The following is a 13,358-nucleotide window of genomic DNA, read 5'->3' on the forward strand; positions in this document are numbered from 1 at the left end:
TACGATGGACAGATGCTAATGGCTTACACTACGTTCTCGCAGAATAAAAACAATCAGCTGGATGAACCGATGTTTTTCGGCCAGCCGGTTAACGTCGCCCGCTATGACCAGCAGAAATATGACATTTTTGAAAAGCTGATTGAAAAACAGCTCAGCTTCTTCTGGCGCCCTGAAGAGGTCGACGTATCGCGTGACCGCATTGACTATCAGGGGCTGCCGGATCACGAAAAGCATATCTTCATCAGCAACCTGAAGTATCAGACGCTGCTGGATTCAATTCAGGGAAGAAGCCCTAACGTGGCGCTTCTGCCGCTGATCTCCATTCCCGAACTGGAGACGTGGATCGAGACCTGGGCGTTTTCCGAAACGATCCACTCTCGCTCATATACCCACATTATCCGTAACATTGTTAACGATCCGGCCATTGTGTTTGATGACATCGTGACCAATGAGCAGATCCTGTCGCGCGCGAAGGATATTTCCTCGTACTACGACGATCTGATTGAGATGACCAACTACTGGCATCTGCTGGGCGAAGGTACCCACCAGGTTAACGGTAAGTCGATTACCGTCAGCCTGCGGGCGCTGAAAAAGCAGCTCTATATCTGCCTGATGAGCGTTAACGCGCTGGAAGCCATTCGCTTTTACGTCAGCTTTGCCTGCTCCTTCGCCTTCGCCGAGCGCGAACTGATGGAAGGCAACGCCAAAATCATCCGCCTGATCGCCCGTGACGAAGCGCTGCATCTGACCGGCACGCAGCATATGCTCAACCTGCTGCGCAGCGGTGAAGACGATCCTGAGATGGCTGATATCGCGCGCGAATGCCGTCAGGAGTGCTATGACCTGTTTGTGCTGGCTGCACAGCAGGAAAAAGAGTGGGCGGAATATCTGTTCCGCGACGGTTCCATGATCGGTCTGAACAAAGATATCCTGTGGCAGTATATTGAGTACATCACCAATATCCGCATGCAGGCGGTCGGTCTGGATCTGCCGTTTAAGACCCGTTCAAACCCCATCCCCTGGATTAACTCATGGCTGGTATCGGACAACGTGCAGGTGGCACCACAGGAAGTGGAAGTCAGCTCTTACCTCGTCGGTCAGATTGACTCTGAAGTCGGCGCAAACGACTTCGACGACTTCCAGCTGTAAAATGGCGGGAACGATCATTACGCTGCGTACCTCAGGTACGCAGCTGCACTGCCAGGATGAGCATCGCTCGCTGCTGGACGCGCTGGAGTTTCATCAAATCCGCGTGGAATATCAGTGCCGGGAAGGCTACTGTGGCTCCTGCCGCACCCGGCTGCTGAAAGGTGAAGTGTGCTATGCCGCCACCCCGCTGGCATTTGTGCAGGAGGGCGAGATCCTCCCCTGCTGCTGCCTTGCCAAAGGCGATATCGAAATCGAGATGTAAACCGGCTATTGCGACCCAGGCCGCCAGAGCCGGTTATTATCAGGCTTCGCGTCAGGCTTTTAGCGTCCCGACCACGTCAATCCAGCCGTGTCCCGTTGTAACCTCCATGCCGTTCATCCAGCGGCGCAGCATATTCAGCGCCATCATCGCCGCCACGTCCTGCCGGGCTTTGAGCCCGTGTCGGTTAACGTTGAATTTTACCGTCTGGCCCCAGCTTCCTTCCGGCGTGTGTAGCGCAAAAGCCAGTATGCCCTCTTCCATCCCTCCGACCACCAGGACGAGATCGGCCCCTGTATCGCGGGCAAGCTGGCTACCGCGCGCGACAATTTCGGACAGGGTTTCACTCCGCGCAGGCAGGACGTTTCCCGCCGCCAGTGGCGCAGCCGCGGAGGCCAGCTGCCACTGCAGCAGCCCGGCGGTAAACTGTTCGCTTACCGCCAGACGTAAATTCTGCTCCTTCAGACGGCGGGACACCTGTTCCGGCAGAATTTCAGTCCCCTCGAATATCACACTCTCGCCGACAATGGCGCGAACCTGCTGCCAGAACTGCTCCATTTCGGCCAGTTTCGAGGCCGGGCCGTTCAGCTTAAGCTCAATGATCGGCATGGACGCGCGATAGCCCATCACCACGCCTTCCGGCAGCGGCAGCGGCTCGATCTCCGAGGCCAGGTCGCTCTCGCCGCGTCCAAAGGTGGTCATACGCAGGCAGAGCGGCGGTGCCGGCAGGGAAAATCGTGCTTTCAGACGGGGCAGAATCTGCTGTTCCACCATCACCTTGTATTCGGAGGGCACGCCGGGCGTAAAGAAGATCCAGCAGCGGTTTAGCTGCATGGCGAAGCCGCAGGCGGTACCAACCGGGTTATCCAGCATTTCCGCCCCGGCAGGAATTTCAGCCTGCTTGCGGTTGCTGTCCGCCATTTTACGCCCCCGCCCGGCAAAGAAGGCTTCCATTTTTGCCAGCCACGCCTCCTGCATCACCAGCGGCACGCCCGCCGCTTTTGCCGCCGCCTGGGCGCTGAGATCGTCGCTGGTCGGCCCCAGTCCGCCGTTAACAATCAGCACATCGGCGACCTTGCTGCGTTCGGTCAGCACGGTAACCAGCTCGTTGATATCGTCGCCAACGGTCTGGCGGCTGGTCATGGGCAGGCCGTTTTGAAACAGCACCTCTGCCAGCCAGGCCGCGTTGCTGTCTACAATCTGGCCGTGCAGCACTTCATCGCCCGTTGCCAGCATCTCCACTCTAATCATTATCTTTTCCGCTTTTGGGTAGGGTGAATTAACTGTATGAAGCAACGGGGAAAATTACAACGTCGAATTTCAGCGCATCCTGCGCGTAGATGGGCAGAGGATAGGGCACGGATTTCCCACCTTTGTTGCGGTTTTATGGGCTTTCTCGGGTTGTTAAGGTTATGAATCTGGGCATCACTTACGCTATCGGGTTCGGCATCTATCCTGCCTCCGTGTTTGCCTCCCCCATCTTTGATTAGAAGTCTGACCTACCCGTCACCGCAGGTATGGGGCTGAACGTGATGGGTAAGGCGATAATTCAGCTATATTATTCTACAGGAATACACTGATATTATCCGGATAAGGCTGTCATGAACAGAAGTCCATCTGCTGAAAAAACGTATTTTTATGCCCTTGTGCTCTGGGGCCTCATCTATCTGACACTGGCGTTCGTGTCACTGAAACTGGACGACCCGCAGAGCCGCGTGGCAATGGTCTGGTTTCCGGCTGGAGCGGCTGTCAGCGCATGCCTTTTCATGCCCCGCCGCTTCTGGCCCGCGCTTTACATTATGCTTTTTACTCTGCGTACCGGACTTGACACGCTGATGCGTCATTCGCTTGAAACCTCCCTGATCATCTCCCTGATTTCACTCAGCGGCGACTTTCTGGTAGCACTCTCAGTACAGTATTTTGGCCGTCAAAGAGATGATTTTTGCAGAGTCAGCGCCTGGCTTATCAGCACTCTTATCATCAGTGCACTCGCCGCTGCAGCGGGGGCGGGGTGGCTGGCTTCACGCCACGCGGAGCCCTTTACCAGCACCGCCGCCTTATGGTGGGCAGCTAACGTCAGTGGCAATATCGTGGCCACCACGGTGCTCACGGGAATTACGTGGGAATCTGCCCGCCGGGCGACGCGGGACGTCGTAAAGTCATTTACAGGCATCATGCTTGTTGCGATCGCAGCCGCGTTGATTTTCCGCCTGCCGGCGGGACAAGCAGCCAGCGCGGGGCTGATTTATGGCCTTGCCTGCTTACCCATACTGCTGACCATTGCGGTCCCGATTATGGCCGGGGTGCAGGCCGGCGCGCTGGCCTTCCTGGCGCTAAGCGCTGTTGCTATTTTCTTCTCCTGGCAGCAGGCAGGGCCTTTTTTTATAGAGGGTCTGCGGCGCGGCGAGCCGCTACTGCTCGCCCAGGGCTACCTCTCCGGCACGGCCGTCCTGACGATTTTCGTCCGATTACTGCTGCGGCTTCCGGAGGCGCGCGTCGGAATGCGCCATATGGGGGATGATGACGGTGAAACGGCCTTCCGGCTTGACGCGCGTACCGGTCGGCTGGTCTGGGATCCGCACGCTTCTCCGGTACTTGCCCGCACGGTGGCGCAACTGGCCGATCGCGACAGTCTCCTGCGCAGCCTTGAGACCGGCGTCAGTGAAATGCTGGTATCACGCTGGGAGCAGGCTACCGCCGGTATTCCGGTAAAGGAAGCGATAGTCTTCCGGCTCTTGCTGCCCGATGGAGAGAGCGTCACCGTCCGCGAGCGGGGACTGTTTTTTTTGCCTGACACCTCGGGGGGATATCTTGTTGGCTACTGGACGCCTGTAACGGGCATTTCCCCCCTGACCCGTACGGAGGACCGCTGAGATGCTGCAGATTGCACTTTTGCTGTGTGGTCGTGAGTTTATCGCCCGTAACAGACACCTGTTCACCGCAGCAGTCCTGGTATGGGGCCTGTTTGGCGCGATGGTGCTGACTGACGGCATGCTGGGTGCGCGCTATTTCCCGCTGACGCTTTTTGGCTGGATCATGCTGTGCGAGAGTCTGTTTACACTCATTGCATCCTCCGGTGCTGTCGGTGCGAAGCGCGGTATCTATCTGTTTAAGGGCGGTATAACGGGTACCGTTGCCCTGCTGATCCTGTCCGGGCTTTCAGGAAGCAATATGCTGCTGGCGATTATACTCGGTTTTGTCTGCTTTCTGTCCGGCGCTTTCCTGATGGTCGCTGCCTGGGTGGTGCGCTATCCGCACTGGCGGCGCGCGATGGCAGGCGGCGTATGCCAGGTTTTGTATGCCGTGTTTCTTTTTCAGCCTTATCCTACCCACCATGATGGAACCGTACCGCAGTTCATCGGCGTGCTGATGCTGCTCAGTGCCGCAGATGGTCTGCTGCTCTCACTGCGTATGCGTAATCTGGCACCTGGCGTGACGATTTTTGACGTTCAGTCCCCAGGCGATACCGATTATACAAAGCCCGTCACGGCTCCAGCGCTTTCCTGTCAGACAAACACGGCAGTAAATAAGCCGGAACTGCGCGTGCTGGTTTGGACGCCAGCGGGCTCTGCATGCCGCGATACGCTGCCCAGACCGGTGATGACGCGTTACATCGCTGCTGTGGACGCTGGCGGGGTCATATCTACCGGGCATGCCGCGCTGGAGATGGAGGACGTTTATATCAGCCTGTATCCGGCAGTGGACATTGACCGATCGCCGTCTGAGTTTTTCAGCATGCTCAGGGCTGTGCGGGAAAATGACGTGCCCGGAAAGTTCCAGTACGATTACGTCTCGGAGGCCGCCGCCTGGTGCGAGGCGGATCGGCAGGTCTGCTTTCACTCTTTCAGTAGATCGTCGCTTAGGGCATTCGACGCGCATTACCGACAGCAGGAAATATATAATCTTACCTGGCGAAACTGTTCCAGCAGCGTGGCGTATGCGCTGGAGGCAGCGTTGGACGGCGTGCTTTACAGGAAAGGAGGATGGTTTGTTTTTCTGGGACTTCTCCTGCGTCCAGAACTCCTGATAGCGGCACAGCTGCGCCGACGGGCGACCACAATGGCATGGACACCAGGTCTGGTTCTTGATTATTCCAGGGCACTACACGGGCTGGTTCACCCGGTTAGGCTGAGCTGGCTCGGCAACTCGGCTGGTGCAAACAGCCGTGAAGGAAGGAAAAGCGCTGGTGAATAAAAGAAACATAGAATGGTTGCCGGAGTACAGCCGGCTTCCGTCAGTAACCTGGCACAGCGGCGATGAGGTTACGCTGCATCACATCAGGAACTTCCGCTACCCGGCCGACGGTCCCGCCATTGCTGGCTGGTACCGGCGACGGTTTTCACTGAGCGATGTGCAATCTACAGATCTTGTGCTGTCGTACTGGGGAAGCCGCCACATCGCGCACGTCTTTCTGAGCTTTAGGCTGGGCAGCGGTCAGCGCCTTGCATTTTCCGTAGAAACACGGCGACAGGAGGGGCAACCCTGGTCGGCATGGCGGGGCTTTCTGAATGCGTATCCGGTCATCTACGTGGCCGGCGATGAACGGGATCTGATCGGACAGCGCCTCTGCCGCAGGCAGGAGCGGATGTATCTCTATCCCATGTCCCTGTCAGCAGGGCATTCCGCATCACTCATGCACGATTATCTTTTACGCATTTCACGCATCAGTCGTGACCCTGAGTATTACCACACGATCTGGAACAACTGCACGACCAACATTCTGCGGCATGGCCGGACGCTCTCTCCTGACATGCGCTATCACTGGCAATTGCTCCTGAGCGGTCATGCGGACCGCTACTGTTATAACCGGGGACTGCTAAAGAATTGGGGATTGATCAACCAACGAGCATCCTTTGATGTTTTGAAAAGTACAAGCAGACTGCTGCCACCTGCCCGTATTGACCGCGATTTTTCAGATAGGATCCGAATGGTACATGCAGTAGGTCCTTTAAATCACCCCATGTCCTGAATAGTGAATAATAGGGAAAATTGGAAGCACGGGAGCGATCAATACCCGACCAGCGACCTTACTGAACTTTTTTCATTATCCCGCCCAATGGTTTACCGAACGCTGGCTCGTACAATAAACAGGAAGAGCTAAATGACAAAAGATACAAATCTATCTCGTATCAAATTTATAAACTGCGATGACGGCAATGAAATTTTAGCGAAAAATATCAAGGTCGTTCTGCCAAATAACGCTAGCTTTGTCATTGAGTCTGAGCCGGGAAGAGAAGGCTCAGTGGTATTTATTATGCCCTGGGGAAGTCCAGAAGATCAGACATTCAGCATCTTTTCAATCGAACCTGGTGGTGCAAATCTATTCTCTGTAAATGTTGTCGAGCTTGCCCGACGTACTGACTGAATCAGGTAAACTCAGACAGCTATCATCCGCAGCGCGGTAGCAAATTTGAGAGCCGGAAATTCCGGCGATTCCCGCTTACCTCCACAAGGCGGGCGTGTTATTTCGGGTGATTGTGGTTTTACCGCTAAAGACAGATTGCCGCAGCTGGGTAGCCAGCTGCGGCAATCTGTCCACGTTTTTCACCTGCCGACAGATATCAACAAGGTGATCCAGGAGGCCTCACACAAGTGGACGATGCCGCTGAGAGACGGGTGCATGGCAAACCCACTAAGTCACTACCAATATACTCTATTTCACTTTCTCCCAAACATTGTCGGTACCCGGCTGCATACCCTTAGTCCACCACTTAGCCATCCAGGCGTGACCTTCCCACAGTACCCTTTCCCCACCGTTATACGCTTTGCCTGAATTCCATGTCTGGTTATCCGCTTTATTTGTGTTTTCCCAGACCTCATGACTTATTGGATTGTTACCTCTGGTCCACCATCGCGCCTTGTAGGTTTTACCCTGCCAGGTGACTGTGTCTCCACCGTTATACACTTTGCCTGAATTCCAGGTCTGGTTATCCGCTTTATTTGTGTTTTCCCAGACCTCATGACTTATTGGGTTGTCACCTCTGCTCCACCATCGCGCTTTGTAGGTTTTACCCTGCCAGGTGACTGTGTCTCCGGCGTTATAAGTTGCAGAGCTCTTCCATGTACCCTCAACATCTTCAACCCTATCGACCTTATGTTTTATAGTGAAGTCAAACGCATCAGAATCCTGTTCGCCATTATTTACTATCAGACGAAACCTTAGGTCTGTCTCTTTTTCCGTTTTATTAAATGTTAAGTTTGCTTTAGATTGGTTAGCCCCTGTCATCGCGACTGCTGGCCCGGAAATCTGCTCCCATTTATAGCTCAGTACCTTTCCTTCCGGGTCGGTGGAATCTGTACCGTCTAAAGTAACTTTGGCTGCACCAGTAACTTCAGTCGGATATTTCACCGCAGCAATGGGTTTTTCATTAACGGTGACATCTTCTTTCTCAATGCTCGCTTTTAATGTCAACACATTGTGATATGAACTCTCCTCCCAACCCTGTGCTTCAATGTTAAATGAACCGCTATATTTACCCGGAGGTAAATCAGCATTATCTTCTGCGTAATAGCGAACATTTAATGCACTGGAACCATTTTCGCAGATATAAGCATTATTCATTGCCGTTTCTCCACACCCACTATTTCGCCATGCACGGAAAACAACATTATAGCTTTGTTGTTCATCCTGTCTCTTAAGCTGAACAGTTATCTGAGCGAATCCTTTTTCATCAGTATTAATCAGGCCGTTAGGTCCCTGCGCATCCTGCTGATTCGGGACGACGTAAGCCACGCTACCGAAATCTAATTCCCGGGAGAAATCCGGGAGAATAACGACATTCTCTGCTGTTAACGTTATTTTATCCTGTAGCGTTGCCACATCAGGATAGATAGATTTAATCCAGGAGATATACTTACTTACTCTGGCTCCTGTGGACTTATTGCCGCCCTGACCATTAGTGGTAGCAATAATGGTCCAGAAGCCTTTTTGCTGTTGCCACCATGATGAACCACTGTCACCAGCGCGGACGCCCGCCCAGGCCATAGGATTATTCTGCGGTTGAAAAGACGCTCCTATCCCATGTTCCTCTTCCCATATACCATTGATGTAACTCTGTCCCCAGGCACGACGCTCTGAAAAATAATTATCATTGTAAAGTTCATTCTGGGTCCCCCAGGTACCGTAGCCAACAAAATCAACCACTTTATTGATTTCATCTTCCCCGTCATAAAGCCATGGCCCCTGGATTTTTTGCCCCCGGTCGTCAAGCATAGGTTTTATTTTATTTGCAACAATAACGGAAACATCAGTTGATGCCCCGCCAAAACCTTCAGGCCTATTTATCCGGTAGGGATGGATATATGATACCCCACCAGAAGCAATAGCCTGACCGTTTCTGTCATAGAAAGTTCCGTTCCAGGGCGCGCTTAATACATTGTTGTTACTAATGCAATGCGCTGCAGTCAAAATATAGGTTTTATCACCCTCTTCACCCAGCCAGGTTGCGGTACAGTATCCTCCGGCTGTGGTTCTTCCGACAGCCTGAAAAGGAAGCATGTTACTTTTTTTAACCAAAGGTGCATATGCTTGCTTTATCGTCCCTTTTACATCAGTAGTTTTTCCATGGTTTTTTTCAAACATCTCATCACTGATAGCAATTGAATGAGCATTCAGGCTAATGACGTATAACAGCACGCCCGTTACAGAAGAAAACTTGAGTTCTTTCATTTAGAGCACAACCTCAATATTTATAAAATAATTTCCCTGGGAAATAAATTACAGGCTAAAGTCACTTTCAATTATGTTCTACAGAAACAAATCCGTCACCGGCCTGTCAGAAAAGCACCCCCCCTCTTTTTAAATATATTTTTACCGAAAATTACAACTCAATCATTATAAACAGCACACCCCCCTCATACATTACCTTCGGGGATTCTATAATATAAAGATAACGTCATTCAGTATTACAGGGATGCCCAACACGTTATCTCCTATCCTTTCAAGAACCACATCATAGAATGAGCTTATTAATACAGTACAGTAGAAGCATCTTGTTCTTAGTGAGAATAATCGTAAGCCTGCCTTGATCAGAAATAACCGGCTTCATTCTGGCTGCATATTTTAACACCGGACGCTTTGCCGTAAGCATGCTATCTACGACGCTACTTTCTATCTCTGGCGCAGGAGGTTTGGCAGCATGGAAATAATGTACGAGGCAAAGTGGCTGTCGCGGGAACGCCGGCGCGTTGGTTACCGGCGTATCTGGCAGCTTTAGAGGTGTGACAGCCTCTGAGCATGCCGTGAAACCACGGTTAATCCAGCCGCAAGCCAACACAGAACGGATTGGTTGAGAGTTTCAGGGGGGGCTTTCGCGATGAATTTCTGGATGAATCTAATCGTGGTGGCAGGTCAATCTATATCGTGTTAAATTTATAAACAGCGATAACGGAACAGAAATTTTAGCGATAAATATCAAGGTCGTTTTGCCAATTAACGCCAGCTTCACTATAGCTTGCCGGGGCCGGAATTATTCACCTGGTCCAGAACCTCCATCAATCGTGCGCTGACCGGGCGGGAAGGACGTTTATCAATAAGAGGCCGCTGGGCAGTCGCAGGGGCAGAAATCACCCTCCATTACTCCCGCTTTCGCATAGCGCTACCCACGCCATAAGCCGCTTCCTTGAAATTTTAACCCCGCCGCCGCTCAGATCGGGCAGCCTGTACCATGCTACCGGCCGCTGGAAACCGGCCAGCCTGCTGCCTGCCCAGTCGGCAATCTCTGCCAGCGTGGCGGCCTCTGTTGCTACCAGCGCGACCGGGCGATGACCATATTCAGCGTCCTCGCGCGGCACAATAAAAACTTGTGAAATAGCGGGATGCGCCAGCAAAATCTGCTCGATCTGCTCGGGCTGAATACCTTCTCCGGCAGAGAAAAACTGATTATCCATGCGTCCGCACACCCGAAGCTCCCCTGCCCGCCAGTCGCCTCTGTCGCGGGTAGAGAACCAGCCCTCCTCGTCCGTCAGCGGGATCAGGCCACCGTTTCGCCAGTAGCCGCAGCCCAGCGCCGCCGACCGAATCTGGATCTGGCCGTCATTAATGCGGATGCGCTGCCCGTGAAGCGGCAGGCCCACGCCCTCTTTCCCATCTGCCCGCTTAGCGGCCACGGTGGAGGCGGTTTCCGTCAGGCCATATCCGCACCAGCAGGCGATGCCGCGCGCTTCCGCCTCCGAGGTTAACGAGGCCGGTATTGCCGCTCCACCCAGCAGCACGGTATGCAGCGTTTCCGGCAGCGAGGGCTGCTGCAACACCCGCCAGAGCTGCGTAGGCACCAGCGAGGCGAAAGTGGCGTTTTCCAGCGCCCGGGACAGGGGTAGTTCGCCCGGCAGCACCAGCCCGCCCCCCATCAGCAGCCAGCGCCAGAGAATGCCCTGTCCGGAAACGTGAAACAGCGGCAGGGAGAGCAGCCAGCTCTCTTCGGCGGTAAACCCCAGCCGCTCACACACGCCCGACGCACTGGCCAGATGCGCGCTGAACCTGTGTGCGACCGCCTTCGGGGTGCCGCCGGAGCCGGAGGTAAAGGTCAGCGTGGCGATGTGGGCGGGATCCCACGGGTGTGGGATCCCGCCCGCCTGCTCCGCCAGGGTCAGTACACGGAGTGCAGTATCGGTTTCGCTTTCGGGGGGCAAAAAAAGGGACGCAGGGGGGGAGTCGATTTCTCTTTCAGCCGTCAGGATAAACTCTGCATCAAGGCCGCAGAGCATCGCCGTCAGCTGGGCAGCAGGGAGTCGGGGGTTGACCGGTATCAGCCGCGCGCCGCATTTGAGTAGCGCCAGATACGCCAGCAGGCTCGTTTCACCGTTCGCTCCCCGGAGCACCACGGCACTGCCGCAGCGTACCCCCTGCTGGCTGAACCCAACGGCCAGACGCTCAATCCTTGCGGCCAGCGTATGCCAGTCGTAGCCCTGTTCACCGCAGCAGAGCGCAACTCGCTGCGGATAACGTCGCGCCCAGCATAGCCAGGGCCAGTCAGTTAGCTCTGTCATATGCTCTCCAGCTCACCCTGCGAGACAGCGGGCGGCATATTCAGCTCTGCCATATGCTCTCCAGCTCACCCTGCGAGACAACGGGCGGCATATTCAGCTCTGCCATATGCTCTCCAGCTCACCCTGCGAGACAACGGGCAGCGCGCTGCCGGGCCAGCAGCGGATAAGCTGCTGCTGCATTAGCGCAAGCGTATCCAGCCCGGGCACCGCATCCGGCGTCAGCCAGCGGGCGATACGCGCCAGCTGCGTCAGGCCCAGGCTCGACTCCAGCGAGGAGCCTATCACCGCGACCAGCCCCGCCCGCTGTGCAAGCTCTACGCGCTGGCGAACGGCGTGCAGGCTGCCGGTCAGGGTGGGTTTGATGATGACTGCGCGAAGATGAGGCTCAGCCTTCAGGGTGAAACCCGGCTCGCGCGCGCTTTCATCCCAGCCCAGGGCGATGCCCGTCTCCAGGGCAAAGCGGCGAGACTCTGCCGCCGTACGGCACGGCTCCTCAATAAACGCGATACGAGAATGGTATTCGCTGGCGACGAAGTGGGCAAAGCGGGCGGCTTTATCGGGCGACCAGCTGCGGTTGGCATCCAGCCGCAGCGTCAGCCCCGGCACCGCTTCCAGCAGCAGATTGACCATTACGCCATCGCGCACCGGTTCGTACAGCCCCACCTTCATTTTGGCGACCGTAGCGCGCTGTTGCCGCAGCCTGTCGATAAGCTCATCGGGATCGCCATTGCAGAGAAGGGCACTGTCGTAATTCCCCTCTCCCAGGAGCTCGCCGGATAATTCCGCCTGGGCGCAGCTCAGACCAAAGGCAACCGACGGTAGCCGACTTTCACTGTCCAGCTCACCCCGACACCAGCGAGACAGCCGACTTTCGCTGTCCGGCTCACCCCGGCACCAGCGCGACAGCCACGCGATGGCGTCCTGCCGCGCCTCGTCCAGCGACTCAGCGCTGAATCCGACCAGCGGCGCGATCTCTCCCCATCCTTCGCGATCGTCTTCCTCAAGCCTGACCAGCAGGCCGGATCGGGTTTTGATGCGTCGGTCCCGCAGAACCGTGCCCGCCTCAAGGGGGATCGCATAATGAAATAACGCAGCGCGGCGCATCAGGGATTCCGCGTAAATTTACTGAAGTCGGGCTGGCGCTTCTGATTGAACGCGTTACGCCCCTCCTGCCCCTCTTCCGTCATATAGAACAGCATGGTGGCATTGCCGGCCAGCTCCTGTAATCCGGCCTGACCGTCGCAGTCGGCGTTAAGCGCCGCCTTCAGACAGCGCAGCGCCATTGGGCTGTTCTGCAACATCTCGCGACACCAGCTTACCGTCTCCTGTTCCAGCGCGGCCAGCGGGACCACCGCATTGACCAGCCCCATCTCCAGCGCCTGCTGCGCACTGTACATCCGGCACAGGAACCAGATCTCCCGCGCCTTTTTTTGCCCGACGATACGCGCCATATAGGCAGCGCCCCACCCGCCGTCAAAGGAGCCGACTTTAGGCCCGGTCTGACCGAACTGAGCATTATCAGCCGCGATGGTCAGGTCACACAGCATATGCAACACGTGCCCACCGCCCACCGCGTAGCCCGCCACCATCGCCACCACGGGTTTAGGACAGGTGCGGATCTGCCGCTGGAAGTCGAGCACGTTAAGATGGTGTACGCCCGATTCATCCTGATAGCCGCCGTAGTCGCCGCGAATTTTCTGATCCCCGCCCGCGCAAAACGCCTCATTCCCCTCACCGGTGAGGATAATTACCCCCACCCGCTCATCGTGACGGGCATTGTCTAACGCCTTAATCATCTCCTTAACCGTTTGAGGCCGAAAGGCATTGCGCACCTCCGGACGGTTGAGGGTGATTTTTGCAATACCCTCCGGTGATTTGTGAAAGCGGATATCGCCATAGCCGGCGCTACAGTCCAGCCATTCAACCGGTGCCGATAACATTTCTGGATCAGGATAGATCATGA

General features: G+C 55.3%; 11 protein-coding genes and 1 pseudogene. 7 read left to right on the forward strand and 5 right to left on the reverse strand.

Annotated features, from left to right (window positions below; genetic code table 11):
* Positions 1 to 18: 18 nt before the first annotated feature.
* Positions 19 to 1,149 carry a class Ia ribonucleoside-diphosphate reductase subunit beta gene (nrdB, locus tag AAGR22_RS15220; RefSeq protein ID WP_067705644.1) on the forward strand — a complete coding sequence of 377 codons (1,131 nt, stop codon included), beginning with the start codon at positions 19 to 21 and terminating at the stop codon, positions 1,147 to 1,149.
* A gap of 1 nt (position 1,150) precedes the next feature.
* Positions 1,151 to 1,411, forward strand: coding sequence for a class I ribonucleotide reductase maintenance protein YfaE (yfaE, locus tag AAGR22_RS15225; RefSeq protein WP_067705646.1), 261 nt, complete (start codon positions 1,151 to 1,153; stop codon positions 1,409 to 1,411).
* Between the two features lie 51 nt (positions 1,412 to 1,462).
* Here the strand turns inward: yfaE and AAGR22_RS15230 are convergent, their stop codons facing one another.
* The gene (locus AAGR22_RS15230) at positions 1,463 to 2,659 is read right to left on the reverse strand and encodes a nicotinamide mononucleotide deamidase-related protein YfaY (RefSeq protein WP_345828323.1); all 1,197 of its coding nucleotides are present in this window, start codon (positions 2,657 to 2,659) and stop codon (positions 1,463 to 1,465) included.
* A 350-nt stretch (positions 2,660 to 3,009) separates the two neighbouring features.
* Between AAGR22_RS15230 and AAGR22_RS15235 the strand changes: the two genes are divergently transcribed.
* The 4 genes from AAGR22_RS15235 (at position 3,010) to AAGR22_RS15250 (ending at position 6,773) form a co-directional block, all read left to right on the forward strand.
* Positions 3,010 to 4,281, forward strand: coding sequence for an MASE1 domain-containing protein (locus AAGR22_RS15235; protein ID WP_345828325.1), 1,272 nt, complete (start codon positions 3,010 to 3,012; stop codon positions 4,279 to 4,281).
* Position 4,282: 1 nt separating this feature from the next.
* Positions 4,283 to 5,602, forward strand: a complete 1,320-nt coding sequence (locus AAGR22_RS15240) for an MFS transporter (protein WP_345828326.1) — start codon at positions 4,283 to 4,285, stop codon at positions 5,600 to 5,602.
* Entirely contained in the window at positions 5,574 to 6,377 is an 804-nt protein-coding gene (locus AAGR22_RS15245) for a DUF4105 domain-containing protein (protein ID WP_345828327.1), read from the forward strand. Before AAGR22_RS15240 ends, AAGR22_RS15245 begins: the two co-directional genes overlap by 29 nt.
* 132 nt (positions 6,378 to 6,509) lie before the next feature.
* On the forward strand, positions 6,510 to 6,773 hold the full coding sequence (locus AAGR22_RS15250; protein ID WP_345828329.1) for a hypothetical protein: 264 nt from the start codon (positions 6,510 to 6,512) through the stop codon (positions 6,771 to 6,773).
* Positions 6,774 to 7,061: 288 nt separating this feature from the next.
* On the opposite strand, the gene AAGR22_RS15255 is transcribed toward AAGR22_RS15250, so the two are convergent.
* Positions 7,062 to 9,077 (reverse strand): carbohydrate-binding protein, encoded by a 2,016-nt coding sequence (locus AAGR22_RS15255; protein ID WP_345828331.1) that lies wholly within the window; start codon positions 9,075 to 9,077, stop codon positions 7,062 to 7,064.
* Between the two features lie 400 nt (positions 9,078 to 9,477).
* Between AAGR22_RS15255 and AAGR22_RS15260 the strand changes: the two are divergent.
* Positions 9,478 to 9,621: pseudogene (locus AAGR22_RS15260) on the forward strand (IS3 family transposase); the annotation flags it as partial.
* A 352-nt stretch (positions 9,622 to 9,973) separates the two neighbouring features.
* Here the strand turns inward: AAGR22_RS15260 and menE are convergent.
* The 3 genes from menE to menB form a co-directional block, all read right to left on the reverse strand.
* Complete coding sequence (menE, locus tag AAGR22_RS15265) at positions 9,974 to 11,395, reverse strand: o-succinylbenzoate--CoA ligase (RefSeq protein WP_345828332.1); 1,422 nt, start codon at positions 11,393 to 11,395, stop codon at positions 9,974 to 9,976.
* Between the two features lie 93 nt (positions 11,396 to 11,488).
* Positions 11,489 to 12,499, reverse strand: a complete 1,011-nt coding sequence (gene menC / locus AAGR22_RS15270) for an o-succinylbenzoate synthase (RefSeq protein WP_345828334.1) — start codon at positions 12,497 to 12,499, stop codon at positions 11,489 to 11,491.
* Complete coding sequence (menB, locus tag AAGR22_RS15275) at positions 12,499 to 13,356, reverse strand: 1,4-dihydroxy-2-naphthoyl-CoA synthase (protein WP_345828335.1); 858 nt, start codon at positions 13,354 to 13,356, stop codon at positions 12,499 to 12,501. The genes menC and menB overlap by 1 nt, the downstream gene beginning before the upstream one ends.
* Between the last annotated feature and the right edge of the window lie 2 nt (positions 13,357 to 13,358).

Source organism: Erwinia sp. HDF1-3R, from assembly GCF_039621855.1.
Classification (GTDB): Bacteria; Pseudomonadota; Gammaproteobacteria; order Enterobacterales; family Enterobacteriaceae; genus Erwinia.